The 26,038-nt window shown below is 68.1% G+C and carries 24 protein-coding genes; 5 read left to right on the forward strand and 19 right to left on the reverse strand.

Features of this window, described 5'->3' with window-relative positions; genetic code table 11:
• From Q4I23_RS13795 to cyoA, 9 genes are all read right to left on the reverse strand, one after another.
• Nucleotides 1-128: HU family DNA-binding protein (locus Q4I23_RS13795; protein WP_498526592.1), on the reverse strand; the 128-nt coding region annotated here is incomplete at its 3' end.
• A 205-nt stretch (nt 129-333) separates the two neighbouring features.
• A complete protein-coding gene (locus Q4I23_RS13800; RefSeq protein ID WP_014241891.1) occupies nt 334-687 on the reverse strand; it encodes a hypothetical protein in 354 nt (117 codons plus the stop codon).
• 126 nt (nt 688-813) lie between these two features.
• Nucleotides 814-1,347, reverse strand: a complete 534-nt coding sequence (locus tag Q4I23_RS13805; RefSeq protein WP_498526585.1) for a response regulator transcription factor — start codon at nt 1,345-1,347, stop codon at nt 814-816.
• Nucleotides 1,337-2,611: an ATP-binding protein gene (locus tag Q4I23_RS13810; protein WP_454016180.1), complete on the reverse strand. Its 1,275-nt coding sequence runs from the start codon at nt 2,609-2,611 to the stop codon at nt 1,337-1,339. Before Q4I23_RS13810 ends, Q4I23_RS13805 begins: the two co-directional genes overlap by 11 nt.
• Before the next feature lie 184 nt (nt 2,612-2,795).
• A complete protein-coding gene (locus Q4I23_RS13815) occupies nt 2,796-3,530 on the reverse strand; it encodes an SURF1 family protein (protein WP_454016181.1) in 735 nt (244 codons plus the stop codon).
• Nucleotides 3,527-3,928: a cytochrome o ubiquinol oxidase subunit IV gene (gene cyoD / locus Q4I23_RS13820; RefSeq protein ID WP_454016182.1), complete on the reverse strand. Its 402-nt coding sequence runs from the start codon at nt 3,926-3,928 to the stop codon at nt 3,527-3,529. Before cyoD ends, Q4I23_RS13815 begins: the two co-directional genes overlap by 4 nt.
• Entirely contained in the window at nt 3,925-4,560 is a 636-nt protein-coding gene (gene cyoC / locus Q4I23_RS13825) for a cytochrome o ubiquinol oxidase subunit III (RefSeq protein WP_035679814.1), read from the reverse strand. Before cyoC ends, cyoD begins: the two co-directional genes overlap by 4 nt.
• A gap of 3 nt (nt 4,561-4,563) precedes the next feature.
• The gene (cyoB, locus tag Q4I23_RS13830; protein ID WP_174438401.1) at nt 4,564-6,570 is read right to left on the reverse strand and encodes a cytochrome o ubiquinol oxidase subunit I; all 2,007 of its coding nucleotides are present in this window, start codon (nt 6,568-6,570) and stop codon (nt 4,564-4,566) included.
• 13 nt (nt 6,571-6,583) lie between these two features.
• Nucleotides 6,584-7,771 (reverse strand): ubiquinol oxidase subunit II, encoded by a 1,188-nt coding sequence (gene cyoA, locus Q4I23_RS13835; RefSeq protein ID WP_498526586.1) that lies wholly within the window; start codon nt 7,769-7,771, stop codon nt 6,584-6,586.
• A gap of 210 nt (nt 7,772-7,981) precedes the next feature.
• Here cyoA and Q4I23_RS13840 point away from each other — a divergent pair, with 210 nt between their 5' ends.
• Nucleotides 7,982-9,289 (forward strand): MFS transporter, encoded by a 1,308-nt coding sequence (locus Q4I23_RS13840; RefSeq protein WP_454016184.1) that lies wholly within the window; start codon nt 7,982-7,984, stop codon nt 9,287-9,289.
• 137 nt (nt 9,290-9,426) lie between these two features.
• Here the strand turns inward: Q4I23_RS13840 and Q4I23_RS13845 are convergent, their stop codons facing one another.
• Nucleotides 9,427-9,606 carry a hypothetical protein gene (locus Q4I23_RS13845; protein WP_454016185.1) on the reverse strand — a complete coding sequence of 60 codons (180 nt, stop codon included), beginning with the start codon at nt 9,604-9,606 and terminating at the stop codon, nt 9,427-9,429.
• A 206-nt stretch (nt 9,607-9,812) separates the two neighbouring features.
• Here Q4I23_RS13845 and Q4I23_RS13850 point away from each other — a divergent pair, with 206 nt between their 5' ends.
• Nucleotides 9,813-9,986 carry a hypothetical protein gene (locus Q4I23_RS13850; RefSeq protein ID WP_454016186.1) on the forward strand — a complete coding sequence of 58 codons (174 nt, stop codon included), beginning with the start codon at nt 9,813-9,815 and terminating at the stop codon, nt 9,984-9,986.
• Between the two features lie 11 nt (nt 9,987-9,997).
• Here Q4I23_RS13850 and Q4I23_RS13855 read toward each other — a convergent pair whose 3' ends face one another.
• From Q4I23_RS13855 to Q4I23_RS13880, 6 genes are all read right to left on the reverse strand, one after another.
• On the reverse strand, nt 9,998-10,906 hold the full coding sequence (locus Q4I23_RS13855) for an NAD(P)H-hydrate dehydratase (RefSeq protein WP_454016187.1): 909 nt from the start codon (nt 10,904-10,906) through the stop codon (nt 9,998-10,000).
• A 10-nt stretch (nt 10,907-10,916) separates the two neighbouring features.
• Nucleotides 10,917-11,681, reverse strand: a complete 765-nt coding sequence (locus Q4I23_RS13860) for a histidine phosphatase family protein (RefSeq protein WP_454016188.1) — start codon at nt 11,679-11,681, stop codon at nt 10,917-10,919.
• Nucleotides 11,682-11,775: 94 nt separating this feature from the next.
• Complete coding sequence (locus Q4I23_RS13865) at nt 11,776-12,165, reverse strand: hypothetical protein (protein WP_454016189.1); 390 nt, start codon at nt 12,163-12,165, stop codon at nt 11,776-11,778.
• An 84-nt stretch (nt 12,166-12,249) separates the two neighbouring features.
• Entirely contained in the window at nt 12,250-13,986 is a 1,737-nt protein-coding gene (locus tag Q4I23_RS13870) for a diguanylate cyclase domain-containing protein (RefSeq protein ID WP_498526587.1), read from the reverse strand.
• A gap of 97 nt (nt 13,987-14,083) precedes the next feature.
• Nucleotides 14,084-16,078 carry a BCCT family transporter gene (locus tag Q4I23_RS13875; RefSeq protein WP_498526588.1) on the reverse strand — a complete coding sequence of 665 codons (1,995 nt, stop codon included), beginning with the start codon at nt 16,076-16,078 and terminating at the stop codon, nt 14,084-14,086.
• 120 nt (nt 16,079-16,198) lie between these two features.
• The gene (locus tag Q4I23_RS13880) at nt 16,199-16,438 is read right to left on the reverse strand and encodes a hypothetical protein (protein ID WP_040136107.1); all 240 of its coding nucleotides are present in this window, start codon (nt 16,436-16,438) and stop codon (nt 16,199-16,201) included.
• Between the two features lie 107 nt (nt 16,439-16,545).
• Here Q4I23_RS13880 and Q4I23_RS13885 point away from each other — a divergent pair, with 107 nt between their 5' ends.
• Complete coding sequence (locus tag Q4I23_RS13885) at nt 16,546-18,177, forward strand: lysylphosphatidylglycerol synthase domain-containing protein (RefSeq protein ID WP_498526589.1); 1,632 nt, start codon at nt 16,546-16,548, stop codon at nt 18,175-18,177.
• Here the strand turns inward: Q4I23_RS13885 and Q4I23_RS13890 are convergent.
• Nucleotides 18,152-19,606 (reverse strand): TrkH family potassium uptake protein, encoded by a 1,455-nt coding sequence (locus tag Q4I23_RS13890; protein WP_498526590.1) that lies wholly within the window; start codon nt 19,604-19,606, stop codon nt 18,152-18,154. The two genes, Q4I23_RS13885 and Q4I23_RS13890, sit on opposite strands and share 26 nt — an antisense overlap.
• 332 nt (nt 19,607-19,938) lie before the next feature.
• Between Q4I23_RS13890 and Q4I23_RS13895 the strand changes: the two genes are divergently transcribed.
• Complete coding sequence (locus Q4I23_RS13895; protein WP_237907386.1) at nt 19,939-20,310, forward strand: hypothetical protein; 372 nt, start codon at nt 19,939-19,941, stop codon at nt 20,308-20,310.
• 161 nt (nt 20,311-20,471) lie between these two features.
• The gene (locus tag Q4I23_RS13900) at nt 20,472-21,179 is read left to right on the forward strand and encodes a hypothetical protein (RefSeq protein ID WP_454016195.1); all 708 of its coding nucleotides are present in this window, start codon (nt 20,472-20,474) and stop codon (nt 21,177-21,179) included.
• Nucleotides 21,180-21,265: 86 nt separating this feature from the next.
• Here the strand turns inward: Q4I23_RS13900 and Q4I23_RS13905 are convergent, their stop codons facing one another.
• Both Q4I23_RS13905 and Q4I23_RS13910 read right to left on the reverse strand, forming a co-directional pair.
• Nucleotides 21,266-21,991, reverse strand: coding sequence for a SapC family protein (locus tag Q4I23_RS13905; RefSeq protein ID WP_237907388.1), 726 nt, complete (start codon nt 21,989-21,991; stop codon nt 21,266-21,268).
• A 47-nt stretch (nt 21,992-22,038) separates the two neighbouring features.
• Nucleotides 22,039-26,038: beta strand repeat-containing protein (locus tag Q4I23_RS13910; protein ID WP_498526591.1), on the reverse strand; the 4,000-nt coding region annotated here is incomplete at its 5' end.

Genomic DNA, 26,038 nt, shown 5'->3' on the forward strand with positions numbered 1-26,038 from the left:
TTGACCGTCTCCCCCTTGACCAGCGCGTCCTGCAGGCTCTCCAGAACCGCGTCCAGCGCCTTGCCGGCGTCGGCCTTCGTGCCGCCCAGCTTGCCGGCGATCGCGTCGATGAGATCGGCCTTCGTCATTCCCAAATTCCCCTTGTTCGTGGCGGAACCCCAGCATGTTCCGGAGCTCCAGGCGCCTCTGACCTACCCTGCCGGGCGACGGCGCGCAAGATGCTCCCGCCCGGAATCGACCGGGCGCGACGCTGTGACCCGCAAAAAGTCGGCGATTCCCGCCAATCCGGCGGATTCGTCTATGCCGAACAGGCGAGCCATCCCCCAACAGAGGTCAATTGACCAGGGCGGCCTTGACCAGCACGGCGGCACTTTCCGTGGTGTCACGCTTGTCCAGCTTCTTGGCGACCTCCTCGATCTCGGCCACCGGCATGACCCGGCGGGCCTGCTTGGCCGCGGTGACGAGGCGGCGCTGCGCGAGACGGACCTGATCGCCCAGTTCGGTCAGCGTCTGGTAAGCCTTGCGGCGGGCCTGGGTGTCGATGCTGCCGCTCGTCTCGGTCGCGCGTTCGGTCGCAGCAGCCAGATCCTTGCACGACTGGAGGTACGTGGAGATGGCGTCCGTCAAAAGACGGCGGGCCTCGGTCCGCGGATCGGAGGGGCTGCTGCTCGACGTGGAAAGAGACACTTCACACTGCTCCTTGCTGCTGCGTATGACACACGACTGTAACAGGCCGTGAAAAATGGGCGGAGTGGCGGCCATTGTCCAGCGGCCATGCGCATCCTTTGACCGACTGGACAGGGGAACGCCCGTTCAGGGCACCTGCTTCTTCTCCAGCTTGCGGGCCAGGGTGCGCCGGTGCATGCCCAGGCGGCGGGCGGTTTCGGAGATGTTGAAGCCGGTTTCCGCCAGGGTTTCGTGGATGCGCTCCCACTCCAGCGTCTTGAGCGAGGTCGCCCGCGCGCCCAGGGCGATGGAGGGATCGCCCTCCGTGCGCTCGAAGGCCGCCTCGATGTCGTCGGTGTTGGAGGGCTTGGCGAGATAATGGCAGGCTCCCAGCTTGATCGCCTCGACCGCCGTGGCGATGCTGGCGAAGCCGGTCAGGACGACGATCCGCGTCTCGGGGTCGGTGGCATGCAGTTCCCGCACGCATTCCAGGCCGGAGCCGTTGCCCAGCTTCAGGTCCACCACCGCGTAGGCGAAGGGCAGCGTCTCCAGCAGAGCCCGCAGCCCGTCCAGGCTGTCGCACCAGTAGACCTGATAGCCCCGGCGCTCGAAGGAGCGGCGCAGGACCTTGGCGAAGGCGGCATCGTCCTCCACCAGCACGAGGGAACGGTCAGTCTCCATGGCTCTCTCCCGCGGACAGGGCGGCGAGCGGCAGGGTCATGGTGACGGAAGCGCCGCCACCGGGGCGGTTGCGCGCGGCGACCGAGCCGCCCAGCTTGCGCACCACGTTGACCACCAGGAAGAGGCCCAGCCCGCCGCCGGGCCGCCCCTTGCTCGACCGGTAGGGTTTGCCAAATTCCGCCAGCATCCGCTCCTCGAAGCCGGGGCCGGCGTCGTTGACGGTCAGGACGAGGCTGTCCCCCTGCCGCCCGGCGGCGATGCCGACCCAGCCAGGAGACACCTCCAGCGCGTTGTCCAGCACGTTGAAGATCACCTGCTTCAGCGCGAGGTCGGAGATGATCCCCTCCCGCGAGCGGACGCTGTTGTCGTAATCGACGCAGGCCGGCGACCGGCTGTCCTTCCACTCCGCCACCAGATCGTCCAGGAAGGCGGTCACGGTGGTGCGCAGCGTCCCCTCCCCCCGCGCCTCGCCGGAGGACAGGAGGATGCCCGACACGATGGCCTTGCAGCGGTTGATCTGGTTCTGCATCTCGGCGATGTCCTCGGCCATGTCGGGATCGCCCTTGACCACCGGCATCCGCCGCCAGTCGTTCACGATCACCGACAGCGTGGCGAGCGGCGTCCCCAGCTCATGCGCGGCGCCGGAGGCGAGCAGGCCGAGGCGCACGATGTGGTCCTCCTCCATGGAGCGCTGGCGCAGGTCCGCCAGATGGGCGTCGCGGGCGCGCAGGTTGCGGGTGATCTGGGTGATGAAGGGAACGATCAGGCTGGCCGTCAGCACGAAGCACAGGAACATGCCCTGGATGTGCAGCCCCAGCAGAAGCCCCTCCAGCCCCGGCGGCAGGGCCAGCGGACGGTAGGCGCCGATCAGCAGCGTGAAGCAGGCCGTGGCGACCAGCACCAGCGCCCAGGCCGACCAAGCCTCCAGCAGCACCGCCCCCAATGTGATCTGCAGAAGGTAGAGCGAGATGAAGGGGTTGGACGCGCCGCCGCTGAGGTAGAGCTGCACCGTGAGCGCAGACACGTCGATCAGCAGCTCCAGGAAAAGCTGGGTGTTCGACACCGAGGTCTGGCGGCGCAGATGCAGGACGCTGGCGATGTTCAGCGCGACCAGGAACAGGATCACCGCGCCCATTTGGTCGAGCGGCAGGGTGATGCCCATCTGGTAGTGCACGATCAGAATCGTCACCACCTGCCCGGCGACGGCAAGCCAGCGCAACTGCACCAGCAGGAACAGGTTCTTCTTGTCGGTGGTGTCGCGCACGGAAAACGTCTGGCCCTTCGCCGGCTTCCTTCGGTCCCCTGTTATATGGGCACGATACCCCGGCTTGGCAGCCTTGCCGCGTACTCCGGGCTATTTTGATAGCACAAAAAAAGCCGGACAGAAGAGTCCACAAGGGGCCTCATTCCATCCGGCGAAAGACCATGAAGAAAAAGAGATTACTTCTTCAACCCCGGCGGCGCCGTTCACTGCGCGCAACATAGAGCGATGCGGCGATCAGCATGAGGGCCAGGGCGAACCACGTCAGCGCATACACGAGGTGGTTGTTTCTGAACTTCAACACGGTCAGCCCGCCGACCGGAGAACCGCCCGGCGGGCTGGCCTCGGCGTCGATGAAATAGGGGGCCGCCTCCGTCACGCCGCGGGCCGCCGCGATGGCCGCCACGTCGCGCGAGTACCAGCGGTCCTGCGCGGGATCGTTGGTGCGCAGGAAACCGCCCCCCGGCTCGGTTACCCGCAGCAGGCCGGTGACCGTGGTGTCCGTATCGATCAGCCCGTCGGGGCGGCTGTCGGTGCTGCGCCGCTCGGGCGGTACGAAGCCCCGGTTGATCAGAACGGTGAAGCCCCGGTCGGTGCGCAAGGGGGTCAGTACCCAGAAGCCGCCGCCCCGCTCGGTCACCGCCTGGACCAGAGTTTCCTTGTCGTTGAGGAAACGCCCGGTGACGCTGACCCGCCGGTATTCCTGGCTGGCCGCCGTGACGGCGGGCCAATCCTCCAGGCCGGGGGCGAGAACGGGGGCGGCCTGCACCCGCTCCTCCACCCGCTGGATCAGGTCCAGCTTCCAGAACAGCCGCTCGACCTGCCAGACGCCGAGCGACGTGAAGACGGCGACTCCCGCCAGCGCCAGGACGCCGAGAAGGATCAGCCCCCGGCGCGGACGGTGGGTCGCCGTGCCGGTCACGGCAATTGGCTCGGGTCGTGGATCGGCATCATGTTGGTGTTCAGGTGGTACATCACCCACAGCGAACCGGCCAGCATGATGACCACGACGATGATCGTGAAGATCAGCGACAGCATGGTCCACCCGCCTTCCGCACGTCCGTTCATGTGCAGGAAGAAGATCATGTGGACGACGACCTGGACGGCGGCGAGCGCCATGATCGCCATCGCGGTCATGTTCTTGTCCAGGATCGTCCCGTCCATGACCAGCCAGAAGGGAATGACCGTCAGGATCACCGACAGGACGAAGCCGATCACGTAGCTGCCGAGCGTCCCGTGGGCGTGCCCGTCGTCCCCGTGGCCGTGGTCGTGATGCCCGGCCCCATGATGCCCGGAATGATGTTCGGCGTGAGAACTCATCGCAGCATTCCCATCAGATAGACGAAGGTGAAGACGCCGATCCAGATGACGTCCAGGAAGTGCCAGAACAGGCTGAGGCACATCAGGCGCCGGCGGTTGGCCGGGATCAGGCCACGCTTGTTGACCTGGACCATCAGCGTCACCAGCCAGACGAGGCCGAAAGTGACGTGCAGGCCGTGGGTGCCGACCAGCGTGAAGAAGGACGACAGGAAGGCGCTGCGCTGCGGGGTCGCCCCGATGTGGATCAGGTGGGCGAACTCGTAGAGCTCGATGGCCAGGAAGGCGGCGCCGAACAGGCCGGTCACCGCCAGCCACAGCTGGGTCTGCGACACCCGCCCCTTCTCCATCGCCAGCATGGCGAAGCCATAGGTGATGGAGGAGAACAGCAGCATGGCGGTGTTCAGCGCCACCAGCGGCAGGTCGAACAGGTCCTTGGGCGCAGGCCCGGCGGCGTAGTTGGCGCCGAGAACGCCGTAGGTCGCGAACAGCACCGCGAAGATGAGGCAGTCGCTCATCAGGTAGATCCAGAAGCCCAGCATGGTGCTGGAGCCTTCGGGGTGCGCGTGCTCGTCCACAACGTGGAACACCGGAGCCTGGCTGCGGGGCCGCTCGGCTGTCAGGGTCGTGCTCATGCTTTACACCTGCCCGGAGAGGAGACGGGTCCGCTCGTTCTCGGTCCGCACCACCACGTCCGCGGGGATGTGGAAGTCACGGTGATAGTTGAAGGTGTGGTGGATGGCCGCCGCCAGCAGGGCGACGAAGCTCACCGCCGCCAGCCACCAGATGTACCAGACCAGGGCGAAGCCGAGGACCACGCTGATCCCGGCCAGGATCACGCCGGTGCCGCTGTTGCTGGGCATGTGGATCGCCTTGTAGCCGCCGAGCGGACGCTTGTAGCCGCGCTTCTTCATGTCCCACCACGCGTCGTTGTCGTGGATCATCGGGGTGAAGGCGAAGTTGTAGTCCGGCGGCGGCGAGGAGGTCGCCCATTCCAGCGTGCGGCCGTCCCACGGGTCGCCCGTGCGGTCGACCAGCTCACGGCGCTTCCAGACGCTGACGGCGATCTGGAGGAGGAAGGCACCGATGCCCGCGGCGATCAGAACGGCGCCGACGGCGGCGATCTGGAACCAGATCTGGAGCGACGGGTCCTCGAACACGCGCAGGCGGCGGGTGACGCCCATCAGGCCGAGCACGTAGAGCGGCATGAAGGCGACCCAGAAGCCGATCACCCAGCACCAGAAGGACACCTTGCCCCAGAAGGGATCGAGGCGGAAGCCGAAGGCCTTGGGCCACCAGTAGTAGATGCCGGCGAACAGGCCGAACAGCACGCCGCCGATGATGACGTTGTGGAAGTGGGCGATCAGGAACAGGCTGTTGTGCAGGACGAAGTCCGCCGGCGGAACAGCCAGCAGCACGCCCGTCATGCCGCCGACCACAAAGGTCAGCATGAAGGCGACGGTCCACATCATCGGCAGCTCGAAGCGGATGCGGCCGCGGTACATGGTGAACAGCCAGTTGAAGATCTTCGCACCCGTCGGGATCGAGATGATCATCGTCGTGATGCCGAAGAACGAGTTCACGCTGGCGCCCGACCCCATGGTGAAGAAGTGGTGCAGCCACACCAGGTAGGACAGGATCGTGATGACCACCGTCGCGTAGACCATGGAGGTGTAGCCGAACAGCTTCTTGCCCGAGAAGGTCGAGGTGACTTCGGAGAAGATGCCGAAGACCGGCAGGATCAGGATGTAGACTTCCGGGTGGCCCCAGATCCAGATCAGGTTCACGTACATCATCGGGCTGCCGCCGAGATCGTTCGTGAAGAAGTTCGTGCCGACGTAGCGGTCCAGCGACAGCAGGACCAGCGTGGCGGTCAGGATCGGGAAGGAGGCGACGATCAGCACGTTGGTGCAGAGCGACGTCCAGGTGAAGACCGGCATCTTCATCATGGTCATGCCGGGGGCCCGCATCTTGACGATCGTGCAGATCAGGTTGATGCCGGACAATGTTGTTCCGACACCGGCAATCTGCAACGCCCAGATGTAGTAGTCGACACCCGTCTCAGGGCTGTAGGCGATGTTGGACAGCGGCGGATAGGCCAGCCAGCCGGTGCGCGCGAACTCGCCGACGAACAGCGAGGCCATGATCAGCACCGCACCGCCCACCGTCATCCAGAAGCTGAAATTGTTCAGGAACGGGAAGGACACGTCGCGGGCGCCGATCTGCAGCGGCACCACGTAGTTCATCAGGCCCGTGACGAAGGGCATCGCCACGAAGAAGATCATGATGACGCCGTGGGCGGTGAAGATCTGGTCGTAATGGTGGGCGTTGAGGTAGCCCTCGCTGCCGCCAAAGGCCATGGCCTGCTGGAGGCGCATCATGATGGCGTCGGCAAAGCCGCGCAGCAACATGACCAGGCCCAGCACCATGTACATGATGCCGATGCGCTTGTGGTCGACGGTGGTAAACCACTCTTTCCAGAGATAGCCCCACAACCGGAAATAGCTCAGCGCCGCGACGAGCGCGATGCCGCCCAGCACGACCGCGACGAAGGTCGCGACCACGATGGGCTCGTGATAGGGGAAGGACTCCAGGGTCAGACGCCCGAAGAGCGGATGGGTGGCGACGGTCGATGTGTCGATCATGGCGGTTGGCCGCTCAGGGATTGGCCGTCAGCCGCGGCCCGAACGCAGGGGCGGGCGCGGAGATCGGCGTGATGGAGGAGCGCGGCAGACCCGCGCCGGAAATGGGGCCGGAAATCGGGGACTCGTCGGCGGGAGCGTTCAGCACGCCCAGCGACGACTCGACGGCGCGGCCGGTCAGTTCCTCGGTCGAGCAGATGCCCGCCACATAGACCGGCGCCGGGCCGAGAACCGCGGTGCCGCGGCGGGACAGCTTGTCGTGCATCAGCGGCATCACGTTGTCGATGCCGGCCAGGCCGAGGCCGCCCTTGGCGTCGATGGCCATCATGTCGTGCATGCACATCTTGCCCGGCTCGACGCACATCCCGACGATGGCCTTGAACAGGCCCGAGTCGACGGCGCCGTAGCGGCGCACCGGCTCGTTCTCGCTGGGGCGCTCAAGCTGGAGGTAGCCGTCGCGGTCGAGCTTGCCGCCGCCCGCCTTGATGTCCGCCACCCACTTGTCGAAGCCGTCGGCGGCCAGACCGTGGAAGGTGAAGCGCATGTGCGAGAAGCCGGCGCCGCTGTAGTTGGCGGAGAAGCCCTTGTAGCTGCCCGGCTCGTTGATGACGGCGTGCAGCTTCGTCTCCATGCCGGCCATGGCGTAGATCTGCCCGGCCAGCGCCGGGATGTAGAAGGAGTTCATCACCGTCGAGGAGGTGATGTTGAAGCGGATCGGGCGGTCCACCGGGGCGGCCACCTCGTTCACCGTGGCGATGCCGTACTCCGGGTAGATGAACAGCCACTTCCAGTCGAGCGCCACGACGTTGACGTCGAGCATCTTGGTGTCGGCCGGGACCGGGCGCCCGGCGGCGATGCGGTCGAGCGGGCGGTAGGGGTCGAGCAGGTGGGTCGCCATCCAGGTGAGGGCGCCCAGGCAGATGATGATGAGCAGCGGGGCCGCCCAGATCACCAGCTCCAACTGCGTCGAATGGTCCCAGTCCGGGTCGTAGTCGGCCGTGCTATTCGACTGGCGGTAGCGCCACGCGAACAGCACCGTCAGCACCATCACCGGAATGATGATGAGAAGCATCAGGAGGGTGGAAATGGTGATGAGGTTGGCCTGTTGGCTCGCCACGTCGCCGGACGGGCTCATCACCACAAGGTTGCAGCCACTCAAAACCGCCATCAGCGGCAGGAGGGCCAAGGCGCGGAAACGGGTCAAGGCAGGACCTGTCAGCAGGGGTTCGCTTTGGATTTGGGCGAAGAGCTAACCCCCACGGGCCGGGTCGGACATTGGACAATTTGTCCAATGCGCCGCGATTCCGCGCAGCCATTGACGCACATCAAGGCAATGCGTCCATGGGCGTGGCAGAATGCCGTTGCGGTGCCTATTTAATTCCCTCTGACGCAATTGCCAGACGGTGGGGGGACCATGGGATCATCGACCACGGCGACCGAACGGGATGCAAGACTGGTCAATGCCCGCGACCACCGGGTGAATCCCGGGGAAATCGCGATTGGCGTCATCATCGGACGGACGTCCGAATTCTTCGATTTTTTCGTTTACGCCATCGCTTCGGTGATCGTCTTCCCGAAGCTGGTCTTTCCCTATCTTGACCCGCTCACCGGAACGTTGTGGTCCTTCGCGATTTTCGCGCTGGCCTTCGTCGCCCGCCCGGTGGGCAGCATGCTGTTCATGGCGATCGACCGTGCCCACGGGCGCGGCGCCAAGCTGACCCTTTCCCTGTTCCTGCTGGGCACCTCGACGGTCGCCATCGCCTTCCTGCCGAGTTACGAGCAGATCGGCGCGGCGGCGATCTGGCTGCTGGCGGCGGCCCGCATCGGCCAGGGTCTGGCGCTGGGCGGCGCCTGGGACGGCCTCGCCTCGCTGCTGGCGCTGAACGCGCCGGAGAGCCGCCGCGGCTGGTACGCAATGATTCCGCAGCTCGGCGCCCCGATCGGGTTGATCGTGGCGAGCGCCCTCTTCGCCTACTTCGCCGGCAACCTGTCGGCGGAGGATTTCTTCAGCTGGGGCTGGCGCTACCCGTTCTTCGTGGCCTTCGCCATCAACGTGGTGGCGCTGTTCGCGCGGCTGCGCATCGTGGTGACGCCGGAATACACCCACCTGTTCGAAAGCCGCGAGCTTCAGCCGGTCCCGGTGACCGAGATGCTGCGCAACGAGGGGATGCGCGTCGTTCTGGGCGCCTTCGCCCCGCTGGCCAGCTTCGCGCTGTTCCACATGGTCACCGTCTTCCCGCTGTCCTGGATATTCCTCTACACGCAGGACACGCCGGCGGACTTCCTGCTGATCGAGGTGGTCGGGGCCTTCTTCGGCCTGGGGGCCATCATCGCCTCCGGCTGGATCGCCGACCGCATCGGCCGCCGCACCCTGGTGGGAAGCTGCGCCGCCGCCATCGCCGTGTTCAGCGGCGTGGCGCCCCTGCTGCTGAACGGCGGACCGCTGGGCGAGCTGGTCTTCATGATCGTCGGCTTCGTGATCCTGGGCCTGTCCTTCGGCCAGTCATCGGGCGTGGTCGCGTCGGGCTTCACCCAGCGCTACCGCTACACTGGCGCGGCCATCACCTCGGACCTCGCCTGGCTGTTCGGGGCGGGCTTCGCGCCGCTGGTGGCGCTGGTGCTGTCCGCCAACTACGGCCTGTTCTCGGCCGGCGCCTACCTGCTGTCGGGCGCGGTCTGCACGTTGCTGGCCCTGTGGCTCAACAAGACGCTGGCCAAGTGACCTGAGTGAACGCCGGGAACCGGACCGGCCTCATCCTTGCGGGATGCGGCGGTCCGGTTCCCTCTTTTCATGCAGAGGGCGCAGGACGACGACAGCCGGCGCTTCGCAGCGCTCGTGATGCGGCAGGAAATCGCCGGTCAATCGTCAATGTCGTTCAGGATGTCGGCAATGGGGCGGTCGTCCAGGCGGCCGTTTTTACAGTCGTCGACGCCCACCAGGATGGCGCGCCGAAACTTCCCCAGCTTTTCACGCTCGACCGCCTTTTCGCGATGAAGCCGGCGAAGCGCCTCGGGCGGGCCACTGTTCATGGTTGGCATGGACCACGCCCTTCTTCCGAAGGACATCTCGGGACGATTGGCAATCTTTGTCAAGACGCCCGGAACTCTCCGAAATTGCCCACTCGAACGCGCTTGGCTACCCGGCGGCGGTACGCCGTAATCCCGCACGCCGGCTACCCCCGACTTTAATCGTCGTTAAGAGATCGGCGTGCATCCTGCCCTTACACACAGATCGGCAGGTCATCATGTCCCAGTACAATCCCGCTGTCGGCACCACCGAGACCGCTTCCTTCCCGCTCCCCCTCACCGCTCCGGTCCCGGCCAAGAAGCTGCGCGGCCTGCCGCTGATCGCCCTGTGGGGCGGGCTGATCGCCGCTCCCTGGGTCGTCCTCTACCAAGCCGCCAAGCTGGTGTTCTGAAACCGGCGGTCTCAGGCCGACAGTTCGGCCATGATCTCCGGCACCTGGGCCAGCAGCTCGCGGGCCAGGAAGCCCAGCGGGCCGCGGCGGGCCAGACGGTTGCCGGCCTCGCCATGCAGATGGACTCCCCAGATCGCCGCCTGGGCCGGGTCGGCGCCCCGTGCGGCCAAGCCAGCGATGACGCCCGCCAGCGTATCGCCCGACCCCGAGGTCGCAAGCCCGACATTGCCGCCATCATAGGCCCACATGTGCCCGTCCGGCGTGGCGATGTGGGTGCAGGCGCCCTTCAGCACGACGATCACCTTGTGAAGGTCCGCGACGCGGCGGGCGGCGGCGGGCGGGTCGGCCTCCACTTCCTCCCGGCTGACTCCGGACAGGCCGGCCATCTCGCCGGCGTGCGGCGTGATGATCGTCCGCCCGCCGCGGCGGCACAGCGCTTCGTTGGCGTTGTCCAGCCCCATCAGCGCCTCCGCGTCGATGACCAGAACGGGGCCGCCCTCCCCGTCCAGCCCGGCGATCAGCGCGCCGGTCAGGTCGGCGACCGCAAGCTTGTCCATCATGCCGGGACCGATCAGCACCGCGGTGCAGCGGGCCGCCCGCTCGCACAGCGTGCCCACGCAGTCAGGGGCGATGCCGCCCTCCGCCGTCTCATGCAGGCCGAGCACCAGCGCCTCCGGCACGGCGAGCCCGAGATGCGGGGCCACGCTGCGGCAGGTCGCCATCTGGAGCTTGCCCGCCCCGGCGCGCAGCGCCGCCGTTCCGGCCAGCAGCACGGCGCCCGGCACCTCCACGCTGCCGCCAATGACCAGCACCCGGCCCCGCCCGTCCTTGTCGGCGCCGTCGCCGGGGTGGGGAAGCGGCATGGACCGCAGCAGGTCGCGGGTGACCGGAATCGGGTCGTCCATCGGAAAATCGCTCATCGGAAAGCGCTCATCGGACGGCCGCGTTGGCGTCGGGTTCGGCGGTCAGCGGCGCCCCGGCCACCTCCAGCGGGGCAACGAAGTTGTAACGGCGAAGCTGCATCCGCCCGCTGTGCCCCTGGGCGGGATCGAAGGCATATTCGGTGACCCCGCAATTCGCAACGTCGCCCTCGCGGTCGATGGCGAGGATCTGCTCCTCCGTCATGCCCTCCAACAGGTAGCGCAGGCACAGCACGACGACCTGATGGCTGACCACCAGCACGCGCTGCCCGCCATGGTGCAGGCTGATGGTGTCGAGCGCGCTGCGCAGCCGCAGGATCACATCGCACCAGCTCTCCCCGGCCGGCGGGCGGAAGTAGAACTTGCCGAGGAAGCGGCGGAACTCCGCCTGCTCCGGGTGCTCCTGCGCGATGCCCAGCCCGGTCAGCCGATCGAGGATGCCGAACTCCTTCTCGCGCAGCCGCTCGTCCACCACGAACTCAGTGGGTTCGACCGGCAAGCCGCCCCCGGCGTGGATGATCTCCGCCGTGCGCCGGGCGCGCAGATAAGGGGAGGTCAGAACCACGTCGGGCCGTTCGCCCGGCGGCAGCGCCGCGAACCAGCGCGCCAGCGCTTCGGACTGCTGCTCCCCCTGGCGGCTGAGCGGAACGTCCACGTCGCGCTCCGTAATGTCGATCCGGCCCAGCCCGGCGGCGTAGGCGGCGTCGCGCGCGACGTTCCCGGCGCTTTCCCCGTGACGGACGATCCACAGCCTCTGCGGCCAGCGCTGCTGCATGGTGAACGACCCCTTCCCGCCTCAACCAAGGCTTTCAACGGGAAAAAGGCCGTTCCGTCACGCAGCCGCGCGTCTTTCCGCGATCAGGCCGCGATCAGGCCGTCCGGCGTTCGAAGATGCGTTCGGCGGTGGACTTGCCAGGGCGCCAGGGCACGATGCTGATGGGGGCCGTCGGGTCGAGGCTGCCGTTCGCCCGCAGGCAGTCGATGGCGGCCAGCGGCTCGTCCCCGTAGGGCAGGCCGGGCTGTTCGAGCAGATACCGGCGGTGGTTGTCGGTCACCGCCCAGCCCGGTGGACGGCCCAGCGGGCTGGTGGCGACCACGCCGATGGGTTCGGAAACCAGCCACGCCTCGTCCGTAAGGCTCCAGCCGACGAGGCGGCGTTCGCCGGGACCTGTCCCGGCACCGCCCATACCGACACCGATGTCGAGCCAGGCCCACTGGCGCAGGCGGGTGGTGCGGTCACCATCGACGCATACGAACATGATCCCATCCTCTCCCGTCAAGAACCGGTCAGGTGGGTATTGTTCTTCTTTTGTTCTGACTGCGCAAGCGGATTCCGCACCCGGTCAGTCCGGATTCCTGCGGGGAATATCCTTGTGGAAGATATGGGTGCCACGGCCGGCCTGCTTGGCCCGGTACATCGCGCCATCCGCGGCCACAAGCAGACTGCGGGCGTCCGATCCGTCGGCCGGGGACAGGGCGATGCCGACGCTGGCGCCGATCACGGCGGTCTTGCCCTGCACCGGGATGGGCAGCGCCACCGCCTCCACGATCTTGGCGGCCACGCCCCCGGCGTCCGCGGCGGAGGCCACATCCTCCAGCACGATGGTGAACTCGTCGCCGCCGACGCGGGCCACCGTGTCGCTGCGGCGCAGACAGCCGGCGATTCGCGCCGCGGCGATGCGCAGCACCTCGTCCCCGCAGTCGTGGCCCATACGATCGTTGACCGCCTTGAAGCCGTCCAGATCGATGAACAGCAGGGCCAACGATCGTCCGGACCGCCGCGACCGGGCCAGCGCCACGTCCAGACGGTCGAAGAGGAGGCGGCGGTTGGGCAGGCCGGTCAGGGCGTCGTGGTTGGCGAGGTGGTCCTTCTCCGCCTCGCTCCGCCGCAGATCCTCCTCGGCGGCCTTGCGCAGCGTGATGTCCCGCCCGATGCCGACCAGCCCGAGAAGCTCGTTGCCGGCGTCGCGAATCGGCGCCTTCAGGATTTCAACCCAGATCCGCCCGCCATCGGGCAGCGGGATGCTCTCCTCGTTGCGCCGCGGCTGGTCCTCGGCATAGACCGAGGCGTCGCCCGCACGGATTCCGTCGGCCATGTCCGGGGGCCATATTTCGTGGCTGTCCAGCCCGATCAACTGCTCCAGGGGACGCCCGGTCCAGGAGGCGAAGGCGCGGTTGGCCTTGCGCAGCACGCCGTCCCGGTCCTTGAAGAAGACGGCGTCCGGGATGGTGTCGATGATCCCCTGCAACAGGGCGTGCTGCCGCAGAAGCTGCTTCTCCGTCTGGCGCCGCTCGGTGATGTCGCGGGCGATGCCGACGACGCCCAGCATCTTGCCGCTGCGGTCGAGGCAGACGGCCTTGGCGGTCTCCATCAGCACGCGGCGCCCATCCGGGTGGACGAACCATTCCTCGCTGCGGGAGAAGCCTTTCTGCATGGCGATCTGGTCGGTCCGCCGCCGCCGTACCGCGGTCTCCGCGTCGAACAACCGATGGTCGGTCAGCCCCAGCGGCGGCCGCCCCGCATAGTCGAGCATCGCCCGGTTGACCTTGAGATAGGTGCCGTTCACGTCCTTGAAGAAGACGATGTCCGGCATCGAGTCGATCAGGCTTTGCAGCATGGCGCGCTCGCGGTCGAGCGCCTCGGTGTCGGTGCCGCCATGGTCCGGATCGGCCAAGGGAGCGGCGAGCTGCGCCTCGTGCAGGATGCCCAGGCGCCCGTCCGGCAGCGCCATGCCGCTGCGCCGCACCCAGGCGGTCACCGGACGCCCCTTGGGATAGAAGGTCCAGCGCCCCGCCACCGATTCCCCTTCGGTCCGCGGCGCCCCCTCCGGCTGGCTGCCAAACTCGCGGGCCTGAAAATCGGTAAGCGACGCGGCGTTCCACAGCTCCAGGGCGGCGCGGTTGCCCCAGACCATCCGCCCTCGGTCACCGTCATGCAGCCAGACCGGCGCCCACAGCCCGTCGAGCCGGTGAAGTTCGGCAACGGTCATCGAAGCCGTCACCGGGCGGCCCGCCGACGCGCACGCCTCCCCGCCGGGAACGCCGACCCCGGTCTGGTTCTGATCCGCCTGATGACCCATGGTGGTCGCCGCCGCCTCGGCACGAAGAAAGCACCGGACGGCTTTCTAGCATAATTCGAGGCAATCTTCTCCTGCTACCGCGAGAGGCCGCGCTCTTTCACCACCCTCGCCATTTTCCATACTCCTGCACGAAGTCGCGGACGATTGCTTCCCGCCCGGCGAGCGCCGGTGATAATTGTTTGTGCAGGCCGCCGCGCAGGATCACCTCGACGCGCATCTGCCACTGTTCGTCAGCCGCCTTCAGATCGGGAAAGGCGAAGGTCAGCGGGTGGTAGGCCCGCGCGCGGATGTCGTAGCTGAACTCCTCCTCCCCGTCGCGCAGGACGGCCAGCCCGGCGTTGAAGGGACCGACCTCGATGACGGCCCGGCGGCCGAGCCGTTCCAGCTCCGCCGCGATGTCGCGGAAGGCCGGCTCGACCGTGTCGGCGATGAAGCGGGCGACCTCGCGCCGCGCCCCGGCGGCGCCGGGCGGGACCGCCGCCGCGATGGCCGCCTTGCGCCCGATCACGGCGGCCAGCTGCTGGCGCCAGTCGCCGTCGCCGTCGCCGACCGGCTGCACCGGTGCGCCGCCCTCCGACGTGGTGGGCACCCGCGCCACCCGCCGGTCCGACCCCGCCCGGCGCTCCGCCCGCAGGCTGGTCACCAGCCCGACGCACATCAGCACCATGACCACCGCGAAGGGCAGCGCCGTCGTCACCGCCGCCGTCTGGAGCGCCTGCAGCCCGCCGACCAGAAGCAGCACCGCCGCCACCACGCCGCACAGCACCGCCCAGAAGATGCGCGTCGCGATGGGCGGGTCCTGGTTGCCGCCGGACCCGATGATGTCGATCACCAGGGCGCCGGAATCGGCGGAGGTGACGAAGAAGGTGACGACGATCAGCGTCGCCAGGGCCGAGGTGATCACGCTGAGCGGCAGGCGGTCCAGCATGACGAACAGGGCCGTCGGCACGTTCTCCTGCACCGCCGCCGCCATGCCGCCGCCTTCGAACATCTCCATATGGATCGCCGTCTCGCCGAACACGGTGAACCAGACGAAAGTCAGCGCCACCGGGGCGAACAGCACGCCGCCGATGAATTCACGGATGGTGCGGCCGCGCGACACCCGCGCGATGAACATCCCGACGAAGGGTGCCCAGGAAATCCACCAGCCCCAGTAGAACATCGTCCAGCTCGCCTGCCACTCCGCCCCGGTGTAGGGCAGCGTGCGGAAGCTGGTGTAGGGCAAGGTCCACAGGTAACGCCCGATGCTCTCCACCAGCGTGGACAGCAGGAACACCGATGGGCCGAGCAGGAAGACGAACAGCAGGAGCAGCAACCCCGCCAGCATGTTCAGCTCGCTGAGCCGGCGGATGCCCCGCCCGACGCCGCTGACCGCCGAGGCGGTGGCGACCGCGGTGATGACGGCGATCAGCACCATCTGCTGCACCGTCCCGACGCTGACCAGCCCGAGGTAATCGAGCCCGGCGTTGATCTGCATGACCCCCAGCCCGAGCGAAGTGGCGATGCCGAACAGCGTGCCGACGATCGCCACGATGTCCACCAGATGGCCGGGCCAGCCGCTCAGCCGGTCGCCCAGCAGCGGATAGAGCGCCGACCGGATGGTCAGGGGCAGGTCGTGCCGGTAGGCGAAGTAACCCAGCGACAGGCCGACCGTGATGTAGATGCCCCAGGCGTGCAGCCCCCAATGCAGGAAGGCCAGATTCATCGCTTCCCGCGCCGCATCGGGCGTTCCCGCCTCGCCGACCCGCGGGTTGGCGAAATGCAGCACCGGCTCCGCCACGCCGTAGAACAGCAGGCCGATGCCCATGCCGGCGCTGAACAGCATGGCGAACCAGGTCAGATAGCTGAATTCCGGCTCGTCATCGTCCTTGCCGAGCTTGATCGACCCGTAAGGGCTGAAGAACAACCAAAAAGCGAACAAAAGGAATCCCGCAACGGACAGAATGTAGAACCAGCCGAAGTTGCCGACGATGGCCGACTGAAGGGCGGAAATGCGCGCTCCGAAGGATTCAGTGAAGACGCTAGCGAGAAGGACGAACAGGAGAATCAGCCCCCCTGCGGTGAAGGAGACCGTTTTGTTGATCCCGTGCATGATTTTTCTCCGGGTCCGGGCAGCGCACCCGAATCCGAGGCGCGGCGTCTTGGCCAACACAACGGATCAACCCGGCCGGAGTTTCCAAAAAAGCGCTGCGCTCATGCTTCCGGCGACCGGCTATTCCGGGCGGGCGCCGCCTTTGCGTTCCGACCGCAGGCGCCGCCGCAGGACCAGCGCGTACCAGGCCAGCAAGACCGTGGTGAAGAGCGACAAGGTAAAGGACACGCCGTCCGGCCGCAGGTCGTAGCCCGTGGCGCCGCCGAACAGCGTCACCGAGCTGTCCCAGAGATAGGCGAGCAGCAGGATCAGCGTGTTGGTCCCCGACAGGCCGGTGGCGAGATAAAGCACAAGATGCATCCGTTGCCTCCCGATGAGCCCGGCCCGGCCATGCGCTTTTTCGTTGCGCGGTGTTGTTCTTGTCCGAAGTCCCGTCATCCTAGGCGCCCGGAGCGATCCTGTCAGCCATGGCCCACACCGAAAGTCACCCGACTTGGACCCAGCGGCTCCTGCGCTACGGCACGGGGGTGCTGATCCTGGCCCTGCTGGCCGGGGCGCTGGTCATCCTGAACCGCTGGCTGGAACAGTACAGCGTCGCCGACATCCGGCAGGCGCTGAACCGCATCACGGGTGTTCAGCTTCTTGCCGCCTCGGCGGCAGCGGCGGTCAGCTACTGGTTGCTGACGCTCTACGATCTGCTGGCCCTGCGCCACCTGCGGCGGCCCCTGCCCTACCGCTGGGTGGCCTTCACCGCCTTCACCAGCTACGCCTTCAGCCACAGTCTGGGCTTCGCCAGCATCATCGGGGCGACCGTGCGCTACCGCCTCTACGCGCCGCATGGGCTGGGCGGGGTGGAGGTGGCCCAGGTGACGCTGTTCGTCGTCACCACCTTCATGCTCGGGCTGGCGACGGTGATGCCGGTGGTCATGCTGATCGACCCCACGGCCTTGAAGGCCCTGCACGTCCCGCCGGGAAGCGCCGTCCTGCTGGGGCTGGCGGCGCTGGCGATCCTGGTGGCCTACGCGGTGGGCGGCTTCTGGCTGCGCCGGCCGCTGCGGGTGTTCGGGCACGCCATCGCCTTCCCCCGCCCGTCCATCGCGGTTCGGCAGCTCCTGCTGGGGCTGTGCGACCTGTCGCTGGCCGCGCTGGTCCTCTATCTCTGCCTGCCGCCGAGCGACGCGGTGAGCTACGCCGACGTTCTGGTCGCTTTCGGGCTGGCGCTGGTCGCCGGCATCATCAGCCACGTGCCGGGCGGGCTGGGCGTGTTCGACGCCATCGTCCTGGTCAGCCTGACCCCGGCCATGCCCGGCAACGACGTGATGGCGGGGCTGCTTGTCTTCCGGCTGATCTATTATCTGGCACCGCTGGTGATCGCCGGGCTGATGTTCGGAGGCGTGGAGGCCTTCCAGGCCCGGCGTCGCATCGGCGGACTGTCGCGGGAAATCTCCGCCGCCGTCAGCCCGGCGGTCCCGCTGGTGCTGGCCGCCTGCATCTTCATCACCGGGGCCTTCCTGCTGTTCTCCCGCGCCACGCCGGAGGAGACGCTGCCCGCCCCCTTCGACGCCACAGCGCTGCCGCTGGTGGAGATGTCGCACTTCACCGGCAGTGTCGCCGGGGTGCTGCTGATCCTGCTGGCCCACGCGGTGCAGCGGCGTTTGCACGCCGCCTGGGTGCTGTCGCTGGTGCTGCTGGCGACCGGCTGCGCCTCCGCCCTGCTGAAGGGCGGCGACTGGCCGGAGGCCATCGTGCCGGGGCTGATCTTCCTGGCCCTGCTGCCGGCCCACAAGGAGTTCCACCGCCGCGGCAACATCCTGCGCAACCCCCTGACGCCGAGCTGGTTCATTGCGACCGGCGTGGCGCTGGCCAGCGCCTTCTGGCTCGGCCTGTTCTCCTACAAGCACATCGCCTTCAGCGACGAGCTGTGGTGGCATTTCACCCTGCACGGCGACGCCTCCCGCTTCCTGCGGGCGTCGGTGGCGGTCGGGGTGATCGCGCTCGGCGCCGCCCTGGTCCATCTGGTGTCGGCGGCCAGCCGCGACCCGCAGGAGCAGGAGGAGAAGCCCCCCGGCCCCCTCACCGCCGCCAGAAGGACGGACTGAGCACGACCAGGATGGTGAAGAACTCAAGCCGCCCCAGCAGCATGCCGGCGGCCAGCGCCCATTTGGCTCCGTCCGGCAATGTGGCAAAATTCCCGGAGGGTCCGATGGTCGGGCCGAGGCCGGGGCCGACGTTGCTGACCGCCGTTGCCGCCCCCGACAGCGCGGACACCACGTCCACTCCGAGGAAGGCCAGGACGAAGGCCAGCACGAACACCGACATCAGATAGACGAAGCCGAAACCCATCACCGAGATCATCACCTCGGCGCTGACCGGCTTGCCGTTGTAGTTGAGCGGAATCACCAAGTTGGGGCTGTAGAGGCGGCGTTGCAGCGCGCGCAGCACGATGAACAGGATCTCGAACCGGAAGATCTTCAGCCCGCCCGAGGTCGATCCGGTGCAGCCGCCGACGAAGGTGAGGATGAAGAAGACCACCGACGCCAACGGCCCCCACCGCTCATAGTCGATGGAGGCATAACCCGTGGTGGTGACCACCGAGACGACGTTGAAGGTGGTTACGCGGATGGCATCGTCCCACGGCACGTCCCGCGTCAGGGTCAGCCAGATCGACATGCCGAAGGACACCGCCGCGAGGAAGCCGAGGTACCAGCGGATCTGCGTGTCCGCCCAGAAGCTGGCCGCCCGCCCCTGGGCGAGGCTGATGAAACGGACGAAGGGCATGCCGCCCAACACCATGAAGACCACCAGGACCCACTCGATGGCCGGGCTGTTCCAGCTGGCGATGGACGCGTCGCGGGTGGAGAAGCCGCCGGTGGACACGGCGGTCATCGCGTGGTTGACGGCGTCGAACCAGGACATCCCGGCATAGGCGAGCATCACCGTGCAGACCGCAGTCAGGCACAGGTAGATCCAGCCCACCGCGATGGCGAGGTCGCTGGCCCGCGGTGTCACCTTGTCCGACCGGTCGGAGGATTCCGAGCGGAAGAGCTGCATGCCGCCGACCTGGAGGAAGGGCAGGATGGCGATGGCCATGCCGATGATGCCGATGCCGCCCAGCCATTGCAGCAGCGACCGCCACAGCAGCAGCCCCGGCGCCAGCCCGTCCAGCCCGGAGATCACCGTGGCCCCGGTGGCGGTCAGCGACGACATCGCCTCGAAATAGGCGTCAGCCGCCGTCAGGTCGATCTGCGACACCATGAAGGGCACGGCGGCGAAGGCGCAGATGACCACCCAGGACAGGGCGGTTAGCAAAAAAGCTTGGCGAACGTTCAGCGCGATCCTGTCCATGCGGTTGGCCAGCATGAACTGGACGCCGAAGAACAGCGTCAGGGCGCAGGCGATGGCGAAGACCATCCAGTCTGGATTGCCGGCCGCCAGATCGACGGTCATTGGCAGCAGCATCGCGACGGCCAGGACGCTGAGAAGCGCGCCGATGATGAAGAAGACGGGGCGGGTGTCGAAACCAGTCATGCACGGGCCATAGCCGATCGGAATTGCGGCCTAAGTTGTCACGATTGCGACGCTTCGGCATGCCCGAAGCGCGCCGCAGGGCGATTTTCCCATTGGATTACCCCATATGGCCTGTTTGGGCCAGAGAAGGACCGCCGACCAGCCCAGTGAGCGCCCTTCTACCCCGAAAGATGTCTGGAATCGCGCCGGATTCGCTTCCGCAAAAAGGGGCGAGGGGCTGGACGGGGGCGGGCATCCTGTGCACACTCCGCCCCGACGTACGGCTCAAATCGTCGAGCCTTCCCGGATGGCCGGGACCCGCAGGAAACTGGAACAGACAATGGACTGGCGGCGTGCTTTCGGACGATGCCCTGATCTTTCTTCAGCATTCGATCAAGACAGTGTGGACTCTGGAGATTCTCCTGATTTTACGGCGTGATCCGGGTCAGGCATGGAATTCGGACGAACTCATTCGCGAATCGCGCAGCAGCACGCTCATCCTCCGGGAAGTCTTGGCGAATCTTCAACAGGCTGGATTGATCCATACGGACGGGGACCTTCGCATCCGCTACCGCAGCGCGACGCCGACCCTGGAGCGCCTTGTGGGGGAGATCGCGTCCGCACAGGCGCGGCGCCCGGCGGCGGTCACGAAGGCGCTGCTCTCCGTGTCGTCGGACAAAGTCCAGAACTTCGCCGGCGCGTTCCGCGTCGGAAAAAGGACATGAGGGATCGATCATAATTCACCCCAGAGCTGGGTCGGATTTTGCTAAACTCTCGTTCGAAGCAACGACAATTGTCGCGTCGCCTCATCCGGAAGAGAGGCGGGCGGCGGCGATTGGCTTGATCCGCCGACCGAATGGCTTCGATGTCTTGTGGAGTTTCCATTATGCCGTTTCACCGACCGGCCCTGGGGCTGACTCTTGCCGCCCTTGCCCTGGCCGGAGCCCTGTCAGGCGCGGCCCACGCCGCAACCACCGATCGCAACCCCGCTCCCGCCGCCCAGACCGCCCCGGTCGCCACGCCCAACGCCGCGCCCGAGGCGGCCCCCGCCGCCAAGGTCACCGGCTTCCGGTCCGCGCGCTTCGGCATGACCGCTGACGAGGTCGCGAAGGCCATCGCCAAGGACTTCAAGATCGACGGCAAGGACATCCGCCGCGAGACCAACGCGACGGAGCGGACCACCAGCCTGATCGTGAAGGTCGATGACCTGCAGACCGGCGCCGGCCCGGCGGTCGTCGCCTACATCCTCGGCCATTCGACGCAGAAGCTGTTTCAGGTGAACATCCTGTGGGGCGGCGCGGTGAATCCGAAGATCGATCCCAACGCCCTGGTCGGCGCGGCCAACGCGCTGCGCAATTATTTCGTGGGACAGGGTTACCGGCAGGAGGGCATGCTGCTCAACGCGCCGGTCGGCGACGGATCGCAGGTGGTGGTCTTCCGCGGCACCGACAGCCAGGGGCGCATGAGCCTGCTGACCCTTGCGGTCCCGCCGAAGCCCTCGGACGACACCCCCGCCCTGCCGCCGTCCCTCCAGCTCTCCTACATCGAGAAGCCGAACGAGCCGGACGTCTTCAAGATCGAAAAGGGTTTCTAAGCGCCGGCCCTTCCGCCGATCCAGAAAGAAAAAAGGGCGGCGCCGTCATGGCGCCGCCCTTTCCGTTTCCGGCAGACTGGACCGGATCAGCCCCGGCGGGCAAGGCGGTCGACCAGACCCGACCAGCTGCTGACCGAGATCAGGTGGGCGTAGACCAGCCCCAGCCAGCCGCGGTCACGCCATTCCACCAGCGTCTCGGCTGGAAGCTGGTTGAAGGCCGCCTCGTCGATCACGTTGAAGCCGGCGAGGCTCAGCCGCTCGCCGTTGTTCAGGGTGATGTCGGCGCGCTTCTCCGACATCAGGCCGGCGGCCGTCACCGCCTCGACGAACTGCGTGGTGTAGGCGCTCTGGGCCTGCACTTCCTTGACGAACTCCAGGGCGTTGTTGGTCAGGGCGGACGGCTGCCCGTCGACGAAGAAGGGGTTGTCGCGGCCCGGAACGACGGCGTCCGCCGCCTCGTCGATGCACAGGGTGAGCTGGGACTTGTCCTCGCTCTCCAGGAAAATGAACGGGTAGCGGCGGACATAGGCGGGAATGTAGGCCCCCTCCTCCCACGCACCGTTCCCGTCGACGAACAGGTTCTCGCCCGAGCGCAGCCCGAGCAGCGCCACCGGCTGGACCACTGGGCCTTCCGAGAACAGGATCGGGAACTGCTTGCAGGCCGCGGCGAACTCCGCCGCCATCAGCGGCACCGAGTTGGTGGCGGCTGCGAAGGCGAAGTTCGGCTCGGTGCGCAGCGACAGATCGGCGTCACGGGCGGCCACCAGCGGGCGGGGGTTCTTGTAGAACAGGGGCAGGGTCGGTTCGGTCATCGTTCGCTATCCAAAGGGTAAAAGTCGGCCGGGGGGAAAGGCGCGCCTCAGCGCGCCTCCTCCTTCGCCGTCTGCTGGTTGCCGGTGGCGGACGGTGCGGGACCGGTGGTCAGGACCTCCGGCTGTGCGCCGGCACGGGTGGTGGACGGGGTGGTTCCGGCGCCCGTGGACAGAACCTCCGGCTGCGCCCCCACACCGGTCAGGGACGGGGTCGTGCCGGCCAGGGTCAGAACCTGCGGCGCGGCGTAGGCGGCCAGGGCGTTCGGCGTGAGGCCGGCGTGGGTCATCGCGCCGGTAAACAGGCTGGTGACGCCGGGGGTGCTGGGAACCGGGACCACCACCACCACGGTGGCGGCGACCCGGCTGACCTGCTGCGTCGGACCCCAGGGGGTGTTGTTGATGAAGTACGGGGCGGCCCGCAGCGGGCTGTCGATCGCGCTGGCGGCCAACGCGTCCGTCTTGCCGGCCACGGTGCCGAACATCCGGGCGGAACCGGCCTTGGGAACGGTCAGGCTCAGCACGTCGATCTTCTGCAAGGCGGTCCCGGCCTCCTGTCCGATGAGCAGCGCCCCGCCGTCGGACGCCATGGTCAGCGTGGTGGCCTTGCCCTGGAGCCCCGCCATGGTGATGGGGCCGCCCGCCGCGATGGACGCCTGGCCGTCCGGAAGGGATGCCACGGCGCCCAGCGTGATCGGGCCGTTCTTGGCCGTAATGCTGGCCGGCAGAACAATGCCCGATCCACCGGATTGGGTAAAGCCCCCCTCCGTGACAACCGTGGCATCACGCCCGAAGGTCACCGTGCCGGACCCGTCCGTCGTGACGACGGCCAGCGAGCCCGCGCTGTTCACCGCCGCGCCGAAGGTAAAGCCGGCGCCGGTCACGCGGAGGCCGTCCGTTCCGGTGGCGGTCAGCGCCTTGGCGAAGCGGCTCTCGCCGCCCGCCGTCTGGGTCAGCGAGCGTACGGTCACCGCGCCGTCGTAGAAGACGCCGCCCGAGCTGCGGACCGTGACGTCGCCCATCAGGCCCGACGCGCCGATGTCCCCCGCCGCCCGGATGGACGCGCCGTTCAGCGACAGCGCGGAACGGTTGGCGCTGTCGACGGCCCCGCCGAACACGAGGTCGCCACCGTTGCTGGTCAGGACGCTGTTGGCGGCCACCGTCAGGGCGCCGCCGAAGCGCTGCGCCCCGGTGGTGGTGACGGTCGCGCCATCCAGGCGGGTGCCGCCGCTGACGGCGATCTGCCGCAGGGCGCCGGTTTCGCCGAAGACTCCCGCCAGGACGGCGTCGCCCTCGACCGTCAGCCCCTGTCCCCCGGCGCTGGCGGCGTTGCCGCCGCTCAGCAGGGAGACGGTCCCGCCCGTCAGGACGGTGTCGGTCCCCAGCGTCACCGCGCCGCCGAAGCTCTGCTCCGCCACGGTGGTCACCGCGCCGCCGTTCAGGGCGGCGGTGCCGGTCACCGACAGGCGGCTCAGCGCCTGCGTGCCGCCGACCGCGCCGTTGATGACGGCGTTGCCGGCGATGGTCAGCCCCTGCCCGCCGCGGGTGGCGGCGTCCAGCCCGCCGGCCAGCACGACGGTGCCGCCGGTCAGACGGGTGTCGGCCCCGAGCACCGCCCGCTCCCCGTAGGTCTGGGTGCCGGTGGTGTCGATGGAACCACCGTTGAGGGCCAGCGTGCCCGCCGCGTCGGTGACGACCGAGGCCGCGCGGACCGACTGGGCGAAGCGGGTCTGGCCGGCGCTGTTCACCGCCAGGGCGCCCAGCCGCTCCGTCCCGCCGACCGTGCCGGCGAAGACGGCGTCACCGGTTCCGCTGCTGACGGTCAGGGCCTGCCCGCCGTCCAGCGTCCCGGCGAAGGTGACGCCGGTGCCGGTCAGGACCGACGGGGTGCCGGCCAGACGGACCGCACCACCGTAGGTCTGCGCCCCGCTGGTGACCGCCGTGGCGCCGGTCAGCAGCGTCTCGCCGCCGACCGTCAGCGCGGCCAGCGCCTGCCGGGTGCCGAGGGAGCCGGCGAGCGCCGCGTTGCCGGCAATGGTCAGGCTCTGACGGCCCGTCTCCGCCGCATCGATGCCGCCCGACAACGACACCTGGGTGCCGGTCAGGACGGTGTCGGCCCCAAGCGACACCGCGTCGGCGTAGCTCTGCGCACCGGTGGTGTCGACGCTGCCGCCGTTCAGGATGGTGATCCCGGCGGCGTCGGTGGCCAGCGAGGCCGCCCTCACCGCGCCGGTGACGGTGGTGGTGCCGCCGCCGTTGATCGCCAGCGCCCCAAGACGGCTGGGGCCGCCGACGGCACCGCCGAGCAGGATGTCGCCGTTGCCGCTGGCCAGCGTCAGCGCCCGCCCACCGTCCACGGTCGAGGCGAGGACGATCCCGCCGGTGCCGCTGATCCGGCTGTCGCCGCCCAGCGTCACCGCCTTCGCCGCCGAGAAGACCGTGCCGGCCTGATAGGCGCCGTCCAGGGTGACCGCGTCGTTGTAGGTCTGAGCGTCGCTGGTCGTCACTGATTTCAGGCTGGTGGTGCCGTCGGCGTCGGTGGTCAGGCTGGCGAGCGCGGTCGTGCCGCCCACCGCCGCGTTGAACTGCGTGGCGCCGCTGCCGTTGACGGTCAGCGCCTGGGCGCCGTTCACGGTGCCGTTGAAGGTCACCGCACCGCTGCCGGCATTGACCGTGGCAGCCCCGGCCAGGGTCACCGGGCCGGCGACGGTGAAGGCGCCGTTGCCGGTGGCGTAGGTGCCCATCAGGCTGGTCTCGCCGCCGTAGTTCTGGGCGCCCGCCGTGGTCACGTTGACGAGGCTGGTGTAGCCCGTGCCGGTGGTCAGGCTGGCCAGCACCGTCGTGCCGCCCACCGCCGCGTTGAACACCATCGCCCCGGTTGAGATCGCCGTCAGCGCCTGGGCGCCGTTGACCGTCCCGTTGAAGGTGATCGTGCCGTAGCCTGCATCCACCAGCGTCGTACCGGCCAGCGTCGTTTCACCGTTGAAGGTGATCGGGCTGTTGAGCGAGCTGTAGGCGCCGTTGAGCGTCGTGGCGTCGTTGTAGGTCTGGGCGCCGCTGGTCGTCACCGATTTCAGGCTGGTGGTGCCGTCGGCGTCGGTGGTCAGGCTGGCGAGCGCGGTCGTGCCGCCCACCGCCGCGTTGAACTGCGTGGCGCCGCTGCCGTTGACGGTCAGCGCCTGGGCGCCGTTCACGGTGCCGTTGAAGGTCACCGCACCGCTGCCGGCGTTGACCGTGGCAGCCCCCGCCAGCGTCACCGGGCCGGCGACGGTGAAGGCGCCGTTGCCGGTGGCGTAGGTGCCCATCAGGCTGGTCTCGCCGCCGTAGCTCTGGGCGCCCGCCGTGGTCACGTTGACGAGGCTGGTGTAGCCCGTGCCGGTGGTCAGGCTGGCCAGCGCCGTCGTGCCGCCCACCGCCGCGTTGAACACCATCGCCCCGGTCGAGATCGCCGTCAGCGCCTGGGCGCCGTTGACCGTCCCGTTGAAGGTGATCGTGCCGTAGCCTGCATCCACCAGCGTCGTACCGGCCAGCGTCGTTTCACCGTTGAAGGTGATCGGGCTGTTGAGCGAGTTGTAGGCGCCGTTGAGCGTCGTGGCGGCGCCGTGGGTCTGGGCGCCCGTGGTGGTGACATTCAGGAAGCTGGCCGTGGCGCCCGCATTGGTGGTCAGGCTGGCCAGCGCGGTCGTGCCGCCCACCGCCGCGTTGAACTGCGTCGTGCCCGTCCCGGCGATGGTCAGCGCCTGGGCGCCGTTCACCGCGCCGTTGAAGGTGGCCGTCCCGGCGTTCACCGTCGTCGCCCCGGCCAGCGTGGTCGCCGCGTTGGCGGTGACCGTGCCGCCCGTGTAGGTGCCGTTCAGCGTCACCGCGTCGTTGTAGGTCTGGGCGCCCGTCGTCGTCACCGACTTCAGGCTGCTGGTGCCGCCGGCGTCGGTGGTCAGGCTGGCCAGAGCCGTCGTGCCGCCCACCGTGCCGGTGAACTGCGTCGCGCCCTTGCTGTTGATGACCAGGGCCTGGGCGCCGTCCACCGTGCCGGCGAACAGCACCGCACCG

The organism is Azospirillum sp. UFLA03-27 (assembly GCF_059803775.1).